The organism is Staphylococcus capitis subsp. capitis (assembly GCF_040739495.1).
In the GTDB taxonomy this organism is placed as follows: domain Bacteria; phylum Bacillota; class Bacilli; order Staphylococcales; family Staphylococcaceae; genus Staphylococcus; species Staphylococcus capitis.
The window spans coordinates 746,674-761,761 of sequence record NZ_CP145263.1; the positions used below are offsets into that span (position 1 = coordinate 746,674).

At 32.5% G+C, this 15,088-nt stretch carries 15 protein-coding genes; 11 read left to right on the forward strand and 4 right to left on the reverse strand.

Annotation, left to right across the window (positions count from 1 at the left end; translation table 11 throughout):
• Positions 1-235: 235 nt before the first annotated feature.
• Positions 236-682 (forward strand): DNA starvation/stationary phase protection protein, encoded by a 447-nt coding sequence (locus V6C74_RS03715; protein ID WP_002435760.1) that lies wholly within the window; start codon positions 236-238, stop codon positions 680-682.
• A 134-nt stretch (positions 683-816) separates the two neighbouring features.
• Here V6C74_RS03715 and deoD read toward each other — a convergent pair whose 3' ends face one another.
• Complete coding sequence (deoD, locus tag V6C74_RS03720) at positions 817-1,527, reverse strand: purine-nucleoside phosphorylase (protein ID WP_002453735.1); 711 nt, start codon at positions 1,525-1,527, stop codon at positions 817-819.
• A 292-nt stretch (positions 1,528-1,819) separates the two neighbouring features.
• On the opposite strand from deoD, the gene deoC reads away from it, so the two are divergent.
• From deoC to V6C74_RS03740, 4 genes are read left to right on the forward strand one after another with little or no spacing between them, the layout of a single operon-like run.
• Positions 1,820-2,482: a deoxyribose-phosphate aldolase gene (deoC, locus tag V6C74_RS03725; RefSeq protein WP_002435874.1), complete on the forward strand. Its 663-nt coding sequence runs from the start codon at positions 1,820-1,822 to the stop codon at positions 2,480-2,482.
• A 26-nt stretch (positions 2,483-2,508) separates the two neighbouring features.
• On the forward strand, positions 2,509-3,810 hold the full coding sequence (locus V6C74_RS03730) for a pyrimidine-nucleoside phosphorylase (RefSeq protein WP_049388847.1): 1,302 nt from the start codon (positions 2,509-2,511) through the stop codon (positions 3,808-3,810).
• A 12-nt stretch (positions 3,811-3,822) separates the two neighbouring features.
• Complete coding sequence (deoB, locus tag V6C74_RS03735) at positions 3,823-5,013, forward strand: phosphopentomutase (RefSeq protein ID WP_002453732.1); 1,191 nt, start codon at positions 3,823-3,825, stop codon at positions 5,011-5,013.
• Positions 5,010-5,360, forward strand: a complete 351-nt coding sequence (locus V6C74_RS03740) for a membrane protein (protein WP_016898657.1) — start codon at positions 5,010-5,012, stop codon at positions 5,358-5,360. The genes deoB and V6C74_RS03740 overlap by 4 nt, the downstream gene beginning before the upstream one ends.
• Before the next feature lie 209 nt (positions 5,361-5,569).
• Here the strand turns inward: V6C74_RS03740 and V6C74_RS03745 are convergent, their stop codons facing one another.
• Positions 5,570-6,040 carry an S-ribosylhomocysteine lyase gene (locus tag V6C74_RS03745; RefSeq protein WP_002453730.1) on the reverse strand — a complete coding sequence of 157 codons (471 nt, stop codon included), beginning with the start codon at positions 6,038-6,040 and terminating at the stop codon, positions 5,570-5,572.
• A gap of 350 nt (positions 6,041-6,390) precedes the next feature.
• Here V6C74_RS03745 and V6C74_RS03750 point away from each other — a divergent pair, with 350 nt between their 5' ends.
• The 3 genes from V6C74_RS03750 to V6C74_RS03760 all read left to right on the forward strand — a co-directional run bounded on the left by V6C74_RS03750 (position 6,391) and on the right by V6C74_RS03760 (position 9,610).
• Complete coding sequence (locus V6C74_RS03750; protein WP_016898658.1) at positions 6,391-7,575, forward strand: M20 family metallopeptidase; 1,185 nt, start codon at positions 6,391-6,393, stop codon at positions 7,573-7,575.
• A complete protein-coding gene (locus V6C74_RS03755; RefSeq protein WP_002453728.1) occupies positions 7,575-8,765 on the forward strand; it encodes a hypothetical protein in 1,191 nt (396 codons plus the stop codon). Before V6C74_RS03750 ends, V6C74_RS03755 begins: the two co-directional genes overlap by 1 nt.
• A 179-nt stretch (positions 8,766-8,944) precedes the next feature.
• On the forward strand, positions 8,945-9,610 hold the full coding sequence (locus tag V6C74_RS03760; protein WP_002453727.1) for a DUF2750 domain-containing protein: 666 nt from the start codon (positions 8,945-8,947) through the stop codon (positions 9,608-9,610).
• 85 nt (positions 9,611-9,695) lie between these two features.
• On the opposite strand, the gene coaW is transcribed toward V6C74_RS03760, so the two are convergent.
• Positions 9,696-10,493: a type II pantothenate kinase gene (coaW, locus tag V6C74_RS03765; protein ID WP_002453726.1), complete on the reverse strand. Its 798-nt coding sequence runs from the start codon at positions 10,491-10,493 to the stop codon at positions 9,696-9,698.
• Positions 10,494-10,717: 224 nt separating this feature from the next.
• Between coaW and V6C74_RS03770 the strand changes: the two genes are divergently transcribed.
• The 3 genes from V6C74_RS03770 to V6C74_RS03780 all read left to right on the forward strand — a co-directional run bounded on the left by V6C74_RS03770 (position 10,718) and on the right by V6C74_RS03780 (position 14,167).
• A complete protein-coding gene (locus V6C74_RS03770) occupies positions 10,718-11,578 on the forward strand; it encodes a GNAT family N-acetyltransferase (protein WP_002453725.1) in 861 nt (286 codons plus the stop codon).
• A 148-nt stretch (positions 11,579-11,726) separates the two neighbouring features.
• A complete protein-coding gene (gene rpoE / locus V6C74_RS03775) occupies positions 11,727-12,263 on the forward strand; it encodes a DNA-directed RNA polymerase subunit delta (RefSeq protein ID WP_016898659.1) in 537 nt (178 codons plus the stop codon).
• A 296-nt stretch (positions 12,264-12,559) separates the two neighbouring features.
• Entirely contained in the window at positions 12,560-14,167 is a 1,608-nt protein-coding gene (locus V6C74_RS03780; protein WP_002453723.1) for a CTP synthase, read from the forward strand.
• 344 nt (positions 14,168-14,511) lie between these two features.
• On the opposite strand, the gene V6C74_RS03785 is transcribed toward V6C74_RS03780, so the two are convergent.
• A complete protein-coding gene (locus V6C74_RS03785) occupies positions 14,512-15,033 on the reverse strand; it encodes a DUF2529 domain-containing protein (protein WP_002453722.1) in 522 nt (173 codons plus the stop codon).
• Between the last annotated feature and the right edge of the window lie 55 nt (positions 15,034-15,088).

A 15,088-nucleotide genomic window follows, 5' to 3' on the forward strand; every position in this document is an offset into this window, starting at 1 on the left:
AATTGATAATATATAGGTGGAAGTCAAAAAGTAAAAATAACTTTCAATATTAGAAAATATTAGAATTTGTATGTAATGAGTTCATTGATCAATGCAAATAAGCATCGTCATAATTTCGACAACAATTTGAAATAATTATAAATAAAAGTGTGATTTTGCTTTACAGATTATAATTATTATAATATAATAATTATTGTAATCAAGGAAAGCTGATTAATTAAGGAGTGTATTTTAAATGAGTAATCAACAAGATGTAGTAAAAGAATTAAATCAACAAGTAGCAAACTGGACAGTAGCATACACAAAATTACACAATTTCCATTGGTACGTAAAAGGACCAAACTTCTTCTCATTACACACTAAATTCGAAGAACTTTATGATGAAGCTAGCCAATATGTAGATGATTTAGCAGAAAGAATCTTAGCTATTGGTGGTAACCCAATCGGTACTTTAACTGAAAGTTTAGATAAATCAATTGTTAAAGAGGCTGGAAAAAATTATGCAGCTGAACAAATGGTAGAAGAACTTTCACATGATTTCACTAACATTTCTAAACAATTAGAACATGCAATTGAAGTAGCAGGTAATGCGGGTGATGATGTATCAGAAGATATGTTTATTGGCATGCAAACTTCAGTTGATAAACATAATTGGATGTTACAATCTTATTTAGGCAAATAATTTGATAGACAACGTTCTAAAAAATATTTGGACATAATTGCTAAAAATAATAGCAGTAAGAAGATTTCAATTAGTATCTTCTTACTGCTACTTTTATTTTCAACACTAAGTACTAGTGTTGAACCTTTAATATTTTATTCAGCGATTTCAAGTGCAATTTCCATCATTTGAGTGAATGATGTTTGTCTTTCTTCTGCACTTGTAGCTTCATCACGTAAAATATGGTCACTAACTGTGAAGACGCCAAGTGCTTTTTTGCCTGCATTGATGGCATTTAAATATAAACCTGCTGACTCCATTTCAATTCCTAATATACCCATTTTCTTCCATGCATCGTTAAATGTTGCATCTGCATTATAAAAAGTATCAGATGATAATACATTTCCCACATGTGAAGTAGCACCAATTTCGTCTGCTGCTTTTTTAGCTTTAGTAATTAAGTCAAAATCAGCAATCGGCGCAAAATGTCCAGGAATATTAAATTGATCTACATAATTTGAATTTGTTGATGCAGCTTGAGCAATAATTACATCATATAAATTAACATCCTCTTGAAGTGCACCACATGAACCCACGCGAATAATTGTTTCTACATCAAAGAAATTATATAACTCATAAGAGTAAATACCAATACTTGGAATTCCCATTCCTGACCCCATAACAGAGATTTCTTTACCTTTATATGTTCCTGTATAACCGAACATGTTGCGTACTTCATTAAATTGTTCAACATTTTCTAAGAAGTTATCCGCAATGTATTTAGCACGTAGCGGGTCACCTGGCATTAATACAGTTTTAGCAATTTTTACACCATTTGGTTGAATATGAGGTGTACCATTCGTCATAAGTTATCTTCTCCTTATTATTTAAGTTATCAATATAGATTAAAAAGCTTTATATCACAATATAAGATAACATTTGTTTATCTTTTATGCGAATTTTTGTACTATATAATTGTAAGTAAATATTATGTGATTATTAACTAAGTGTGAAGCTGTATAACAAATTAAATTAAAATTTGGTGACTTCAAGACACTTTTTTCTGTCATCTTCAGAAGTATACCAGGACTTATATTTGTATGCTAGTTCCATTCTTAGTAAGCAGTTACATATATTTTGAAAAATGGAGGAACGGAAATGAACGTAGCAAAATATATAGATCATACTTTACTAAAACCTGATTCAACTAGAGAACAAATTGATAAAATTCTTGAAGAAGCTAAAAAGTATCAATTCAAATCAGTGTGCATTAATCCAACTCATGTTAGTTATGCAAGTCAACAATTGCTAGATACAGATGTACTTGTGTGTACTGTAATCGGGTTTCCATTAGGGGCAACTACGACTGACGTAAAGGTCTTCGAAACTGAAAATGCAATTAAAAATGGTGCTTCAGAAATAGATATGGTTATTAATATTGGGGCTTTAAAAGATCAACGCTATGATGAAGTGCAAAAAGATATTGAGGGTGTTATCGCAGCTGCTAATGGAAAAACAGTTAAAGTGATAATTGAAACAGTACTTTTAACTGATGAAGAAAAAGTTAAGGCTTGTGAATTAGCTGAAAAAGCAGGCGCTACTTTTGTTAAAACATCTACAGGATTTGCTGGTGGGGGAGCTACACCAGAAGACGTCAAATTAATGAAAGATACTGTAGGCAACCGCTTAGAAGTAAAAGCATCTGGAGGAGTGAGAAGTCTAGAAGACTTTGAAAAAATGATTGAAGCAGGTGCGACAAGAATTGGTGCAAGTGCGGGAGTCCAAATTATAGAGGGTCTTGATTCCAACTCAGATTATTAAAAGATTCATTTAAGGGAATGATTTTTATGAGAATGATAGATATTATTGAGAAAAAACGTGACGGACATGCGCTAACAGAAGAAGAGATTGAATTTTTTATTAATGGTTATACGAAAGGTGACATACCTGATTATCAAGCTTCGAGTTTAGCTATGGCCATCTTTTTCCAAGACATGAATCAAGAAGAAAGAGCAGCAATGACGATGGCAATGGTTAATTCAGGAGATAAGATTGATTTATCTCAAATTAAAGGCGTAAAAGTGGATAAGCACTCGACTGGTGGTGTGGGAGATACGACAACACTAGTATTAGCGCCTTTAGTAGCGTCATTGGGTGTACCTGTAGCTAAAATGAGTGGTCGTGGTTTAGGTCATACTGGTGGAACGATTGATAAATTAGAATCAGTAAATGGTTTTAATGTAGAGATAAGTGAACAAGAATTTATTAAACTTGTTAATGAAAACAAAGTTGCTGTGATAGGTCAATCTGGAAATTTAACACCAGCTGATAAAAAACTATATGCACTAAGAGATGTTACGGGTTCTGTTAATTCTATTTCATTAATCGCGTCATCAATTATGAGTAAAAAAATCGCAGCTGGTGCAGATGCAATTGTTCTTGATGTTAAAACCGGGAGCGGTGCTTTCATGAAAACGTTAGAGGAAGCAGAAGCATTAGCACATGCAATGGTAAGTATAGGTAATAATGTAGGTAGAAATACTATGGCGATTATTTCTGATATGAGCCAACCATTGGGTCGTGCAATTGGTAATGCTTTAGAATTAAAAGAAGCGATTGAGACACTAAAAGGCCAAGGGCCAAAAGATTTAACGGAACTTGTATTAACATTAGGCTCACAAATGGTAGTGTTAGCTCAAAAAGCGCAATCATTAGAAGAAGCACGTCAAATGCTTGAGGAAGCTATTCAATCAGGTAAAGCTTTAGAGAAATTTAAAACCTTTATTAGTCACCAAGGTGGTGATTCGTCTATTGTTGATGACCCAGATAAGTTGCCTCATGCGAAGTATCAAATTCATTTTCAAGCGAAAAAGGATGGCGTGATTACCAAGATGGTTGCAAATGAAATCGGTGTTGCTTCAATGATGCTTGGTGCAGGACGTCAAACGAAAGAAGATAAAATTGATTTAGGTGTAGGGATTGTTCTAAATAAAAAAGTTGGGGATTCTGTCAAACAAGGAGACAATATTCTCACTATTCATAGCAATAAAGAAAATGTTAATGAAATATTAGACAAATTAGACGAGAGTATTACAATTGAAGAAAAAGGTGAAACACCAACCTTAATTCACAAAATTATAACCGAGTAGGAGATGTAAAGAATGACTACAGCGTTTAATCGAATCCATCTTATCGTTATGGACTCAGTAGGTATTGGTGAGGGTCCAGATGCGGCTGCATTTAAAGATGAGGGTTCTCATACACTCAAACACACTTTAGAAGGATTTAATCAAGAACTTCCAAATTTACAACGACTTGGATTAGGAAATATTGATTCTTTACCAGTAGTTTCTAAGGTTGAAAAACCAGGTGCATTTTATACAAAATTGAGCGAAGCTTCAGTTGGTAAAGATACAATGACTGGGCATTGGGAAATTATGGGTTTAAATATTATGCAACCATTTAAAGTATATCCTAATGGTTTCCCAGATGAACTTGTTAAGGAAATTGAAGAGATGACAGGACGTAAAGTTGTTGCGAATCGTCCCGCTTCAGGTACTCAAATCATCGATGAGTGGGGCGAACATCAAATGAAGACAGGCGACTTAATTGTTTACACAAGTGCTGACCCTGTACTTCAAATTGCTGCTCATGAAGATATCATTCCACTTGATGAATTATATGATATATGTGAAAAAGTTCGTGAATTAACTAAAGACCCTAAGTATTTAATTGGACGTATTATTGCAAGACCATATGTAGGTGAACCTGGCAACTTTACACGTACATCAAATCGCCATGATTATGCATTGAAACCTTTTGGTAAAACAGTGATGAATACGTTACAAGATAATGATTACGATGTCATTGCTATTGGTAAAATTAATGATATTTATGATGGTGAAGGTGTGACAGAAGCCATTCGTACCAAAAATAATATGGATGGTATGGACAAACTCATTGAAGTAGTACAAAAAGACTTTAAAGGGATTAGTTTCTTAAATTTAGTAGACTTTGATGCGCTTTATGGTCACCGACGAGATAAAGAAGGCTATGCTCAAGCTATTAAAGACTTTGATAATCGTTTACCGGAATTAATTGAACACTTACAAGAAGACGATTTAGTGATTATTACAGCTGATCACGGAAATGACCCAATAGCCGATGGTACGGATCATACACGCGAATATATACCAGTATTAATGTTTAGTCCTAAAATTAATCAGTATCATGAACTATCTCAAGACACGACATTTAGTTCAATCGGTGCTACAATTGCAGATAACTTCAACGTAGAATTACCAGAATACGGTAAAAGTTATTTAAAAGAAATGGGAGTTGAACACAAATGAAATTCTTAAGATTTCTATTAGGAATCGCATTTGGAACAGCTGGCGTATTACATTTTACGAATGAACGTCAATTTAGAAATATTGTTCCAGATTATTTACCTTTACAAAAAACAGCTGTATTAGTTACAGGTGTTTTCGAAATCTTCTTTGGAATCATGCTATTAATTCAAAGACCAGCAAGTTGGTTGAAGAAAGGAATTAATTTATTCCTATTAGCAGTATTCCCAGCAAATATTTATATGGCACGTAAACAATTACCATTGGGAGACAAAGAAGTTCCAAAATGGGCACTTTATTTAAGATTGCCATTACAATTTGTTTTAATGGGACTAGTTAAGAAACTATAATATAATTTTTGAACTACAACTGCTATTGAGTGGTTGTAGGTTTTATTTTTAAAATGGGAAAATCCTTACATCATTTCATAATGAAAAAGATAAAAGGGAGTTTATGTTAATGATAGTTATTACAGGGGCAATAAGTACATAAAAGAAAGACTCTAGATCATCTTGTGAAAAGCAAGTGAATCTAGAGTCTTATTTAATCTTAAATTAATTTATTCTCCCGCATCGTAAATATCATTCCATTGATTACGTTTATCTAGGAAAGATTGAGCGATTTCTTTTGCACCTTCTAATGAATGACTTGCTGCCCATCCACATTGAACCTCGTTACATGCCGGTACTTCAGTAGCGTTTAATACATCGTTTAAAGTCTTTTCAACAATATTTAAAACATCATCATAATCGTCATGATTAATGAATGATACATAGAAACCAGTCTGGCAACCCATTGGGCTTAAATCAACAACTTTATCAGTGTGATTTCTAATATTTTCAGCCATTAAGTGTTCTAAAGAGTGTAAGCCTGGCATTTCCATATGTTCTTTATTAGGTTGCTTGAAACGAATATCATATTTGTGAATAATATCTCCATTTAAACCTTCCATCGTTCCAGCTAAACGAATAAATGGTGCAACAACTTTAGTATGATCTAAATTGAAACTTTCAACGTTCATTTTAGGCATTATTGTATCCTCCTTATTGCAGTTAAGTGATTTATTGTGTATTTCAATAATATGATTGTAACAATCCTCGATGTGAATGACAATTTTTGAAAATGAGTAGCAAAACAATTAGCGTTTAAATTGTAAGAAAATTGTGTATATATGATAAAAAGTAATGACAACAATTATTAAATCCGATAGAATAAGTAATAATTCTATTGAGGGAAGTTAAAAACTAGAAAATGATAGGAAAAAGTTAATTAGCTCCACACATTTTTAGGAGTAATTATAAGTGATACTCGTCAATTAACAAGTATTAAATACGTATAAATTGAATTAAGCTAGTAAGGTTTCAAAGGGAGTTAGGTACAATGAGTGCAAAACAAGAGATATTAGATTTTATTGAAAATAAAAAATATGATTATGTTGAAATCAGTCATCGTATACATGAGCGCCCTGAACTAGGAAATGAAGAAATATTTGCTTCAAGAACGCTAATCGATATTTTAAAATTGCATGGTTTTGAAATAGAAACAGATATTGCTGGGCATGCTACAGGTTTTATTGCATCATACGAGTCAGATAAACCTGGTCCTACAATTGGTTTCTTAGCAGAATATGATGCGCTACCTGGGCTGGGACACGCATGTGGTCATAATATTATTGGAACGGCAAGTGTTTTAGGGGGTACAGCTTTAAAACAAGTCATAGACAAAATAGGTGGCAAAGTTATTGTGCTAGGATGTCCAGCTGAAGAAGGTGGAGAAAATGGTTCGGCTAAAGCTTCGTATGTTAAAGCTGGCATTATTGAAGATTTAGATGTTGCACTTATGGTTCACCCTGGTAATGAAACATATCGTACGATTAACACTCTAGCAGTGGATGTATTAGATATTAAATTTTATGGTCGCAGTGTGCATTCTTCTGAAAATGCAGATGAAGCACTTAATGCCCTTGATGCTATGATTTCTTATTTCAATGGTGTCGCGCAGTTAAGACAACATATTAAAAAAGGGCAACGTGTACATGGCGTTATATTAGATGGTGGTAAAGCTGCCAATATTATTCCAGATTATACACATGCTCGTTTCTATACTAGGGCAACATCTCGCAAAGAACTAGACGTGTTAACAGAGAAAGTAAACCAAATTGCACGTGGTGCAGCCATTCAAACAGGATGCGATTATGAATTTGGACCTATTCAGAATGGTGTAAATGAATTTATTAAATCACCTAAATTAGATGATTTATTTGAAAAATATGCTGAAGAAATGGGAGAGGAAGTCATTGATGATGACTTTGGTTATGGTTCAACAGATACGGGTAATGTGAGCCACATCGTTCCAACAATTCATCCTCATATTAAAATTGGTTCACGTAATCTTGTAGGGCATACACATCGTTTCAGAGAAGCGGCTGCAAGTATTCATGGTGATCAAGCTTTAATAAGAGGAGCTAAAATATTAGCCTTAATGGGCTTAGAATTAATTGAAAATGAGGAGTTATTCAATGAAATTATTGAAGAACATACTCATATAAAGGGGCATGTTAAATAATGAATGAAAAAGTAAATGGTCCAATGTTGACGTTAAGTGATTTATACAATGATGATGTAGTTTATACATCAAGACCTTCATATATTTCTAACCCATGGTTAAAACCTGATGAACATCAATCCAATTTTTTAACTGGTAGAGAATTACTTATTGGTAATCGCTTTCCAGTTATTGTGCATGAAGCAAGTGTTACTGAAAAATTAGCATATTTGTTTGACTTAGTAGGAAAGCAAATTCCTACACACATCTATAAGTTTAATAATAAAGAGACATATGAGGAATTATTACAAACTTTAGCGCATAAAGATGGTAAGAAAATTTATTTTCAATATATACATGATGAAGATATTTTAGAAAAAGAATATTACGCACTTAATAAGGATACATTTGTTGCTTTAAATAATAAATCGAGGATACCTGAGTGGACGAACAACAAATATTTACCTGATAGAGAAATTGTACCTATAGAGGAATTTGAAACACGAATTCAGTCTTGGGCTTATCCATTTGTAATTAAACCCGGAGATGATTTACCTACAGCAGGTGGCTACGGTGTAATGATTTGTTACAATAACAAAGATTTAGAACAAGCCAAACAGCGTATTAAAGAAGCTACGGAAGCTACAGATTATTTAATTATTGAACAAAAAATTGAAGCTGTGAGTAACTACTGTGTGCAATACGCTTATGCTCCGGATTTAGGAATTAAATATTTAGGTACAGCGCAACAGCTAACGAATGAATACGGTTTTTACAATGGAAATGAAAATGTAAATGATGTACCTCAGCATGTTATTGATGCTGGCAAGGAAATTATGGAAATAGGTGTAAGTAAAGGGTTCTTTGGCGTTGCTGGATTTGATTTATTAGTTGATAAAAATAATGATGTCTTTGCAATTGATTTGAATTTTAGACAAAACGGTTCAACAAGTATGTTATTACTCGCAAAGGATTTAGCAAAAGGATACCATAAATTTTATAGTTATTTCTCTAACGGTGATAATACACATTTTTATAATACAATTGTTAAATATATTAAAAAGGGTGTTCTTTATCCACTTTCATATTATGATGGTGATTGGTATGGAAAGGATAAAGTGAATTCGCGATTCGGATGTATATGGCATGGATCAAGCAAAGAAGAAATTATCCAGTATGAAAATGAGTTTATAAGAGAATTAGATTTATAAGTAATATTCAATGAACATTAATAAATAGTAAGTAAACTTATTATTTTCGAAACTTTCAGAAATGAAAAGAAATATAATGAAATTATATTATTAATTGTACACGATTGACTATCGGTTCTTAGTCATTTAACATTTAAGTTAACACACTATACGAATAACTAATGAATTGAGGGTTTGACATGTCGTACAAATATGAAGCATTTTTCAAGGATATTTTGATAAACGAATATATTTATTTTGCTTCAAAAAACAAGAAGTTAGTAAGGTTAAATCAAAAAGAGCAATCTTATATTGCTATGTGGACAGATGAAGCTATGGCAGAATCGTATTTATCTCAACATTCAGTAGATTATGATAAGGTTGTTCGAGCTGATATTGACAGATTCGTCACATATGAATTGGATGATTTATTTGATGAAGGCGATGAAATCTTAGTTAACGTTAACAATGAGGAAGATGGACAGTTAGTGGATGTTATTCAAATGACAGATGAGTTGATGTCAGAACTTGATGACATTAGAATCAAAGAATTTGTTAAAGATGTAGCTAAATACGATGAAGTTTATGGTTTAACTAATAAAGATGAGAAAAACTTTGTCATGATTAGTGATGATGATCACCACAAACCTCATATTATGCCTGTTTGGAGTATTAAAAACCGTGCAATTAAGGTACGAGATGAAGATTTTGAGGAATGTGAAATTATCGAAATTGAAGGTAAAGTTTTCGGAGAGTGGTTAGATAAGTTACGTGATGATGATGAGGCGGTAGCTATCGATTTAAAACCTGGAGTTGTAGGTACAGTCGTTTCAGCACAAAAGTTATCTAACGAAATTACTTTTTAGCATATTAAAATTGACAACGGTAGTGAATGGGAAATTTAATTTATAATAAATGATTTCCTTTAATTCACTACCGTAGTTTTATTATTTATAAATATAAAGCGCCCAATGCACCTGAAAACGCACCATTTTCAATATAATAGGGTCTAAAACCTCTTAATACTGTATAATCTTCAATTACTTCACGTAGTAAATGATTATTATTAAATGATGAACCTATATATACTACATTTTCAGTTTGGTATTCACGTGCTAGTGTGATAGCCATTGTTGTAATGACTTCACCAACTACACCGATGACAGAAGAAAGCTTATCTGCAGGTGAGAAGTTGTTATCAAGGTGATGTAAAACGTTCCCAAAATTAGCAGCAGTCAAATCACCTGAAATGGGTGGTTCGCTATCTTTGTAAATATGTTTGACTTTCAAATCAATAGAATCACGATCACCTTTTTGCGCTAAATTAGTAAGCTCTGTATAGTTAGTAATATTAGATAACAAATAACCTAATCCTTGTATCATACCACCACCAGTGCCTACACCACCCACACGTTGTTGATCCTGTCCATCAAAATAGTGCAATGAAGTCCCTGTACCTACATTAGCAAATATGTAAGTATCAATATGATGTCCTTGTTCTTCTAGCAATATACTCAAGCCTCTAGAAGAAGCATCAAACTCAACATAGCTTTGCGCTGATATATTAATATGATCAGCAATGACACCAGCATTACCACCAGTTAAATTTAGTGATTCAATATTTTCATTATTAAGCCAGTCTATGACTTTATCTATATTAGTTGTAAGTTCTGTCCGATAAAAACGTTCATTACCTTGCTCTTGAACTATCTTTATTAATGTACCTCCGGCATCAATACCTACCTTCATCTGACTCTCACTCCACATCAAAAATATGTCACTCACTATAGTATAATAAAATCTCTGAAAAACAAGTATTATTTAAATAAATTCATATTTACGGTTGTTTAATTTCTTAATAGGGTAATGCTATTGTGAGATAAATTTTCAAAAAAGAAATTTAAGCTAAATAGTAATCAATATTTATTTCATATATAATAGAGGTTGTAATTAACGAATAGGGGATTTAAGAAATGTTTATCAAAAAGGAATTTGAAGATATTACAGTCCAAGTGTTTGAAGAAAAGTATCGTGAAGCAGTAAATGAATTTAAATTGAGTGAGAGACAGCAGATTTATTCTTCATTACCTAAATCAGTTTTGGATGATGCGTTAAATGATGAGAATAGAGTAGCCAATATTGCAATGAATCAAGAAGGGCAAGTAGTGGGATTCTTCGTCTTACATCAATATTATCAACATGAAGGATACGATACACCAGAAAATGTCGTTTATGTTCGATCTCTATCAGTAAATGAAAAATATCAAGGTCATGGATACGGAACTAAGATGATGATGTTCTTACCTCAATATGTACAGGAATTATTCCCAGATTTTAATCATTTGTATCTTGTAGTTGATGCTGAGAATAAAGGAGCGTGGAATGTATATGAACGCGCTGGCTTTATGCATACTGCGACTAAAGAGGAAGGCCCTATTGGTAAAGAACGACTTTATTATTTGGACTTAGACTCTAAGCATGTTTCTTCACTTCGCTTGGTTGAAAGCGAAACTTCAAATGAGGCAAATATTCATGTGATTAATTTACTTAAAGATAATGATAAAGTTGGATTTATTGCTATTGAACAGATTGAAGATAGAATGAGAATTTCAGCAATTGAAGTCAATAAAGCGCACCGTAACGAAGGTATAGCGGAAAGTGCTTTAAGACAATTAGCAACGTATATTCGTAAAAACTTTGATGGTATAAAGGTTCTAGCTATAACGTTATATGGAGAGAATAATGAATTAAAACCGTTGTGTGATAATAGTAATTTTGTAGTGATTGAAGAAGCTGAAGACTATGTTTTATTTGAAAAGTATATCAACTACTAGTTCTATGAACTGAGAGTTAACAATAATTAAACTAGAAGTAGTGATTGCGAAATCAGTAGTTGTCATTTATAATTTATTTTTGTTACTATTAGTTAATGAAAATTTGACGTTTAGATAAGAGAAAAATCCTTTGAAAGGAAGTATTTTAATGAAAATTCAAGATTACACAAAAGAAATGGTTGATGAGAAGTCATTTATCGATATGGCTTACACTTTATTAAATGATAAACAAACAACAATGAATTTATATGATATTATCGACGAGTTCAAATCTCTAGGTGGTTATGAATACGATGATATCGAGAATCGTGTTGTTCAATTCTATACTGACCTTAATACAGATGGTCGTTTCTTAAATGTGGGAGAAAATCAATGGGGTCTTCGTGATTGGTACTCTGTTGATGATATTGAAGAAAAAATTGCTCCTACAATCCAAAAATTTGATATTCTTGATGACGAAGATGAAGAAGATAAAAACCTCAAATTATTAGGTGAAGATGACATCGATGATGACGATGATATTCCTGCTGAGACAGATGATCAAGAAACCCTAAATGACCCTGAAGATGAAGAAGTAGAAGAAGAAATTAATGATTCAGATATCGTGATTGAAGAAGATGAAGATGACGATATTGCTGAAGAGGAAGAAGAAGAATTTGAAGATGAGGAAGACTTCAACGACTAATTCTTATTTTCTGAACATTAAAGTGGGACTTTTATTTTTAATTAAAAGATGATAGAATTTTATTCGGGCTCCTTTAATTAGGACACGTGTATTAAATAGATACGCTCCCCCTTACAATTGTTGTGAGAGGGAGCGTTTTTTTATTTTTCAAATGACTAAATAATTTAAAGTGAACAGAATTGTAGAGTAATTTAAAATCTATTAACATGCTATACCATGGTCGTTATGTTACTCACAATTTTAATTAATATAATAACAACGAGGTAGCAACCCTAAATTATACAGGAGGTCAGACAATGACAAAATTTATTTTTGTAACAGGCGGAGTAGTGTCATCGTTAGGAAAAGGAATCACAGCCGCTTCTCTAGGAAGATTACTTAAAGATAGAGGTCTTAAAGTTACAATTCAAAAATTTGATCCATATTTAAACGTGGATCCAGGTACAATGAGTCCATATCAACATGGTGAGGTATTTGTTACTGATGATGGTGCAGAAACAGACTTAGATTTAGGTCACTATGAGCGTTTTATCGATATTAACCTAAATAAATATTCTAATGTGACTGCTGGTAAAGTATATTCTCATGTATTAAAGAAAGAACGTCGTGGTGATTACTTGGGTGGTACAGTACAAGTTATTCCACATATTACAAATGAAATTAAAGAGAGATTATTATTAGCTGGAGAAAGTACAAACGCTGATGTTGTTATTACTGAAATCGGTGGTACGACAGGTGATATCGAATCACTTCCATTCTTAGAGGCTATTCGTCAAATAAGAAGTGATTTAGGCCGCGATAATGTAATGTATGTACATTGTACTTTATTACCTTACATTAAAGCAGCAGGTGAAATGAAGACGAAACCCACTCAACACAGTGTAAAAGAATTACGTGGATTAGGAATTCAACCTGATTTAATTGTGGTTAGAACAGAATATGAAATGACTCAAGATTTAAAAGATAAAATTGCATTATTCTGTGATATCAATAAAGAAAGCGTAATCGAATGTCGTGATGCTGAATCTCTTTACGAAATTCCACTTCAATTAAGTAACCAAGATATGGACGATATCGTCATTAAACGTCTTCAATTAAATGCTAAATACGAAACGCAACTTGATGAATGGGAACACTTATTAGATACGGTTAACAATCTTGATGGCAAGATTACAATAGGATTAGTAGGTAAGTATGTTAGCTTACAAGACGCATATTTATCAGTTGTTGAATCCTTAAAACACGCTGGCTATCCATTCAAAAAAGATATTGTTGTTAAATGGATAGATTCAAGCGAAGTGACTGATAGTAACGTTGAAAGTTATTTATCTGACGTTGATGGTATTTTAGTGCCAGGTGGGTTCGGTTTCCGTGCAAGTGAAGGTAAAATTTCAGCTATTAAGTACGCACGCGAAAATAACATTCCTTTCTTTGGAATTTGTTTAGGTATGCAACTCGCTACTGTTGAATATGCACGTAACGTTTTAGGTTTAGAGGGTGCACATTCAGCTGAATTATATCCAAGCACGCCATACCCAATTATTGATTTACTACCTGAACAGAAAGATATTGAAGATTTAGGTGGTACACTTCGACTTGGTTTATATCCTTGTCATATTAAAGAAGGTACCCTTGCAGAATCTATTTATTCTAAAAATGACATCGAAGAACGTCATCGTCATCGTTATGAATTTAACAATGAATTTAGAGAGCAATTAGAAGATAATGGAATGGTATTCTCAGGTACAAGCCCTGATGGACGTTTAGTAGAGATTGTTGAAATTCCGGAAAATGACTTCTTCATTGCATGTCAATTCCACCCTGAATTCTTATCAAGACCAAACCGTCCTCAACCAATCTTTAGATCATTTATTGAGGCTTCACTTAAATATCAACAACAATAATCGTTAATTGATTATATTTAAAATTTAGATAAATAAGTATTAAAACCAAAGCAGTAAGAAGATTGATAACAATCTTTTTACTGTTTTTTTATCTGTATATTGTGTTGTATGCTTTCACATTCTTAAGAGGCTACCTTTACAAATAAACAGACTATATAAATAAAGTACTTTTAAAATATAAAAAAAGAGATTGCTAATTTTTTGTATAGCAATCTCAATTATTTTTTAAGTGTATCTTGAGTTAATGTTTAAAATAATGAAGTGTATAAATTTATGAAAATTTAATATGAATAGAGATAAGTTTGATACCTGTTATATAGTTTGCGCAAATGTAGAAACTTAAGTTATAGATTTAAATCTCGTGTCATCTCTATCATTTGAGTGTAAATTTCATAATATACATAATTAAATGTCATCGCATGAGGTTGAACAATCTTATCATAATCTTCAGTATAAACAATGGGTCTAGGTGTTGAAAGGTTAACGTAATGCATTAAGTGTTGTGGAAAATCATCACGTTTTGGATTGTTACAAACTAATACAAAATCGACATCTAATTCAATTAAACGTTGAACGTCTTGCTCTACATCCTCATTGTAAAAAGGTGAGAATAAAAACACTCTGTCTGTAGAATCAATTTCACTCATAGATTTTAAGTCATCTAGTGAACGGCTTGATTCGAGCTTTTCTTTACTATTCAAGACAAAAGCTTCATAAAATTTTAAATCTTCATATCCTTTAACATAAACATAACCCTCACCGCCAATAGCTTGTATTAAACATTGTGCTGCCATTTGTATATCTAATGCTTGCTTTTCAAGCCTATTAAAGATACCAGTCAATTGTGTATTTAGAATTTTTGACATGATTTTCCTCCATTCTTTTCAATAAAACATTTTAAATAATACACTAGAGTAATGC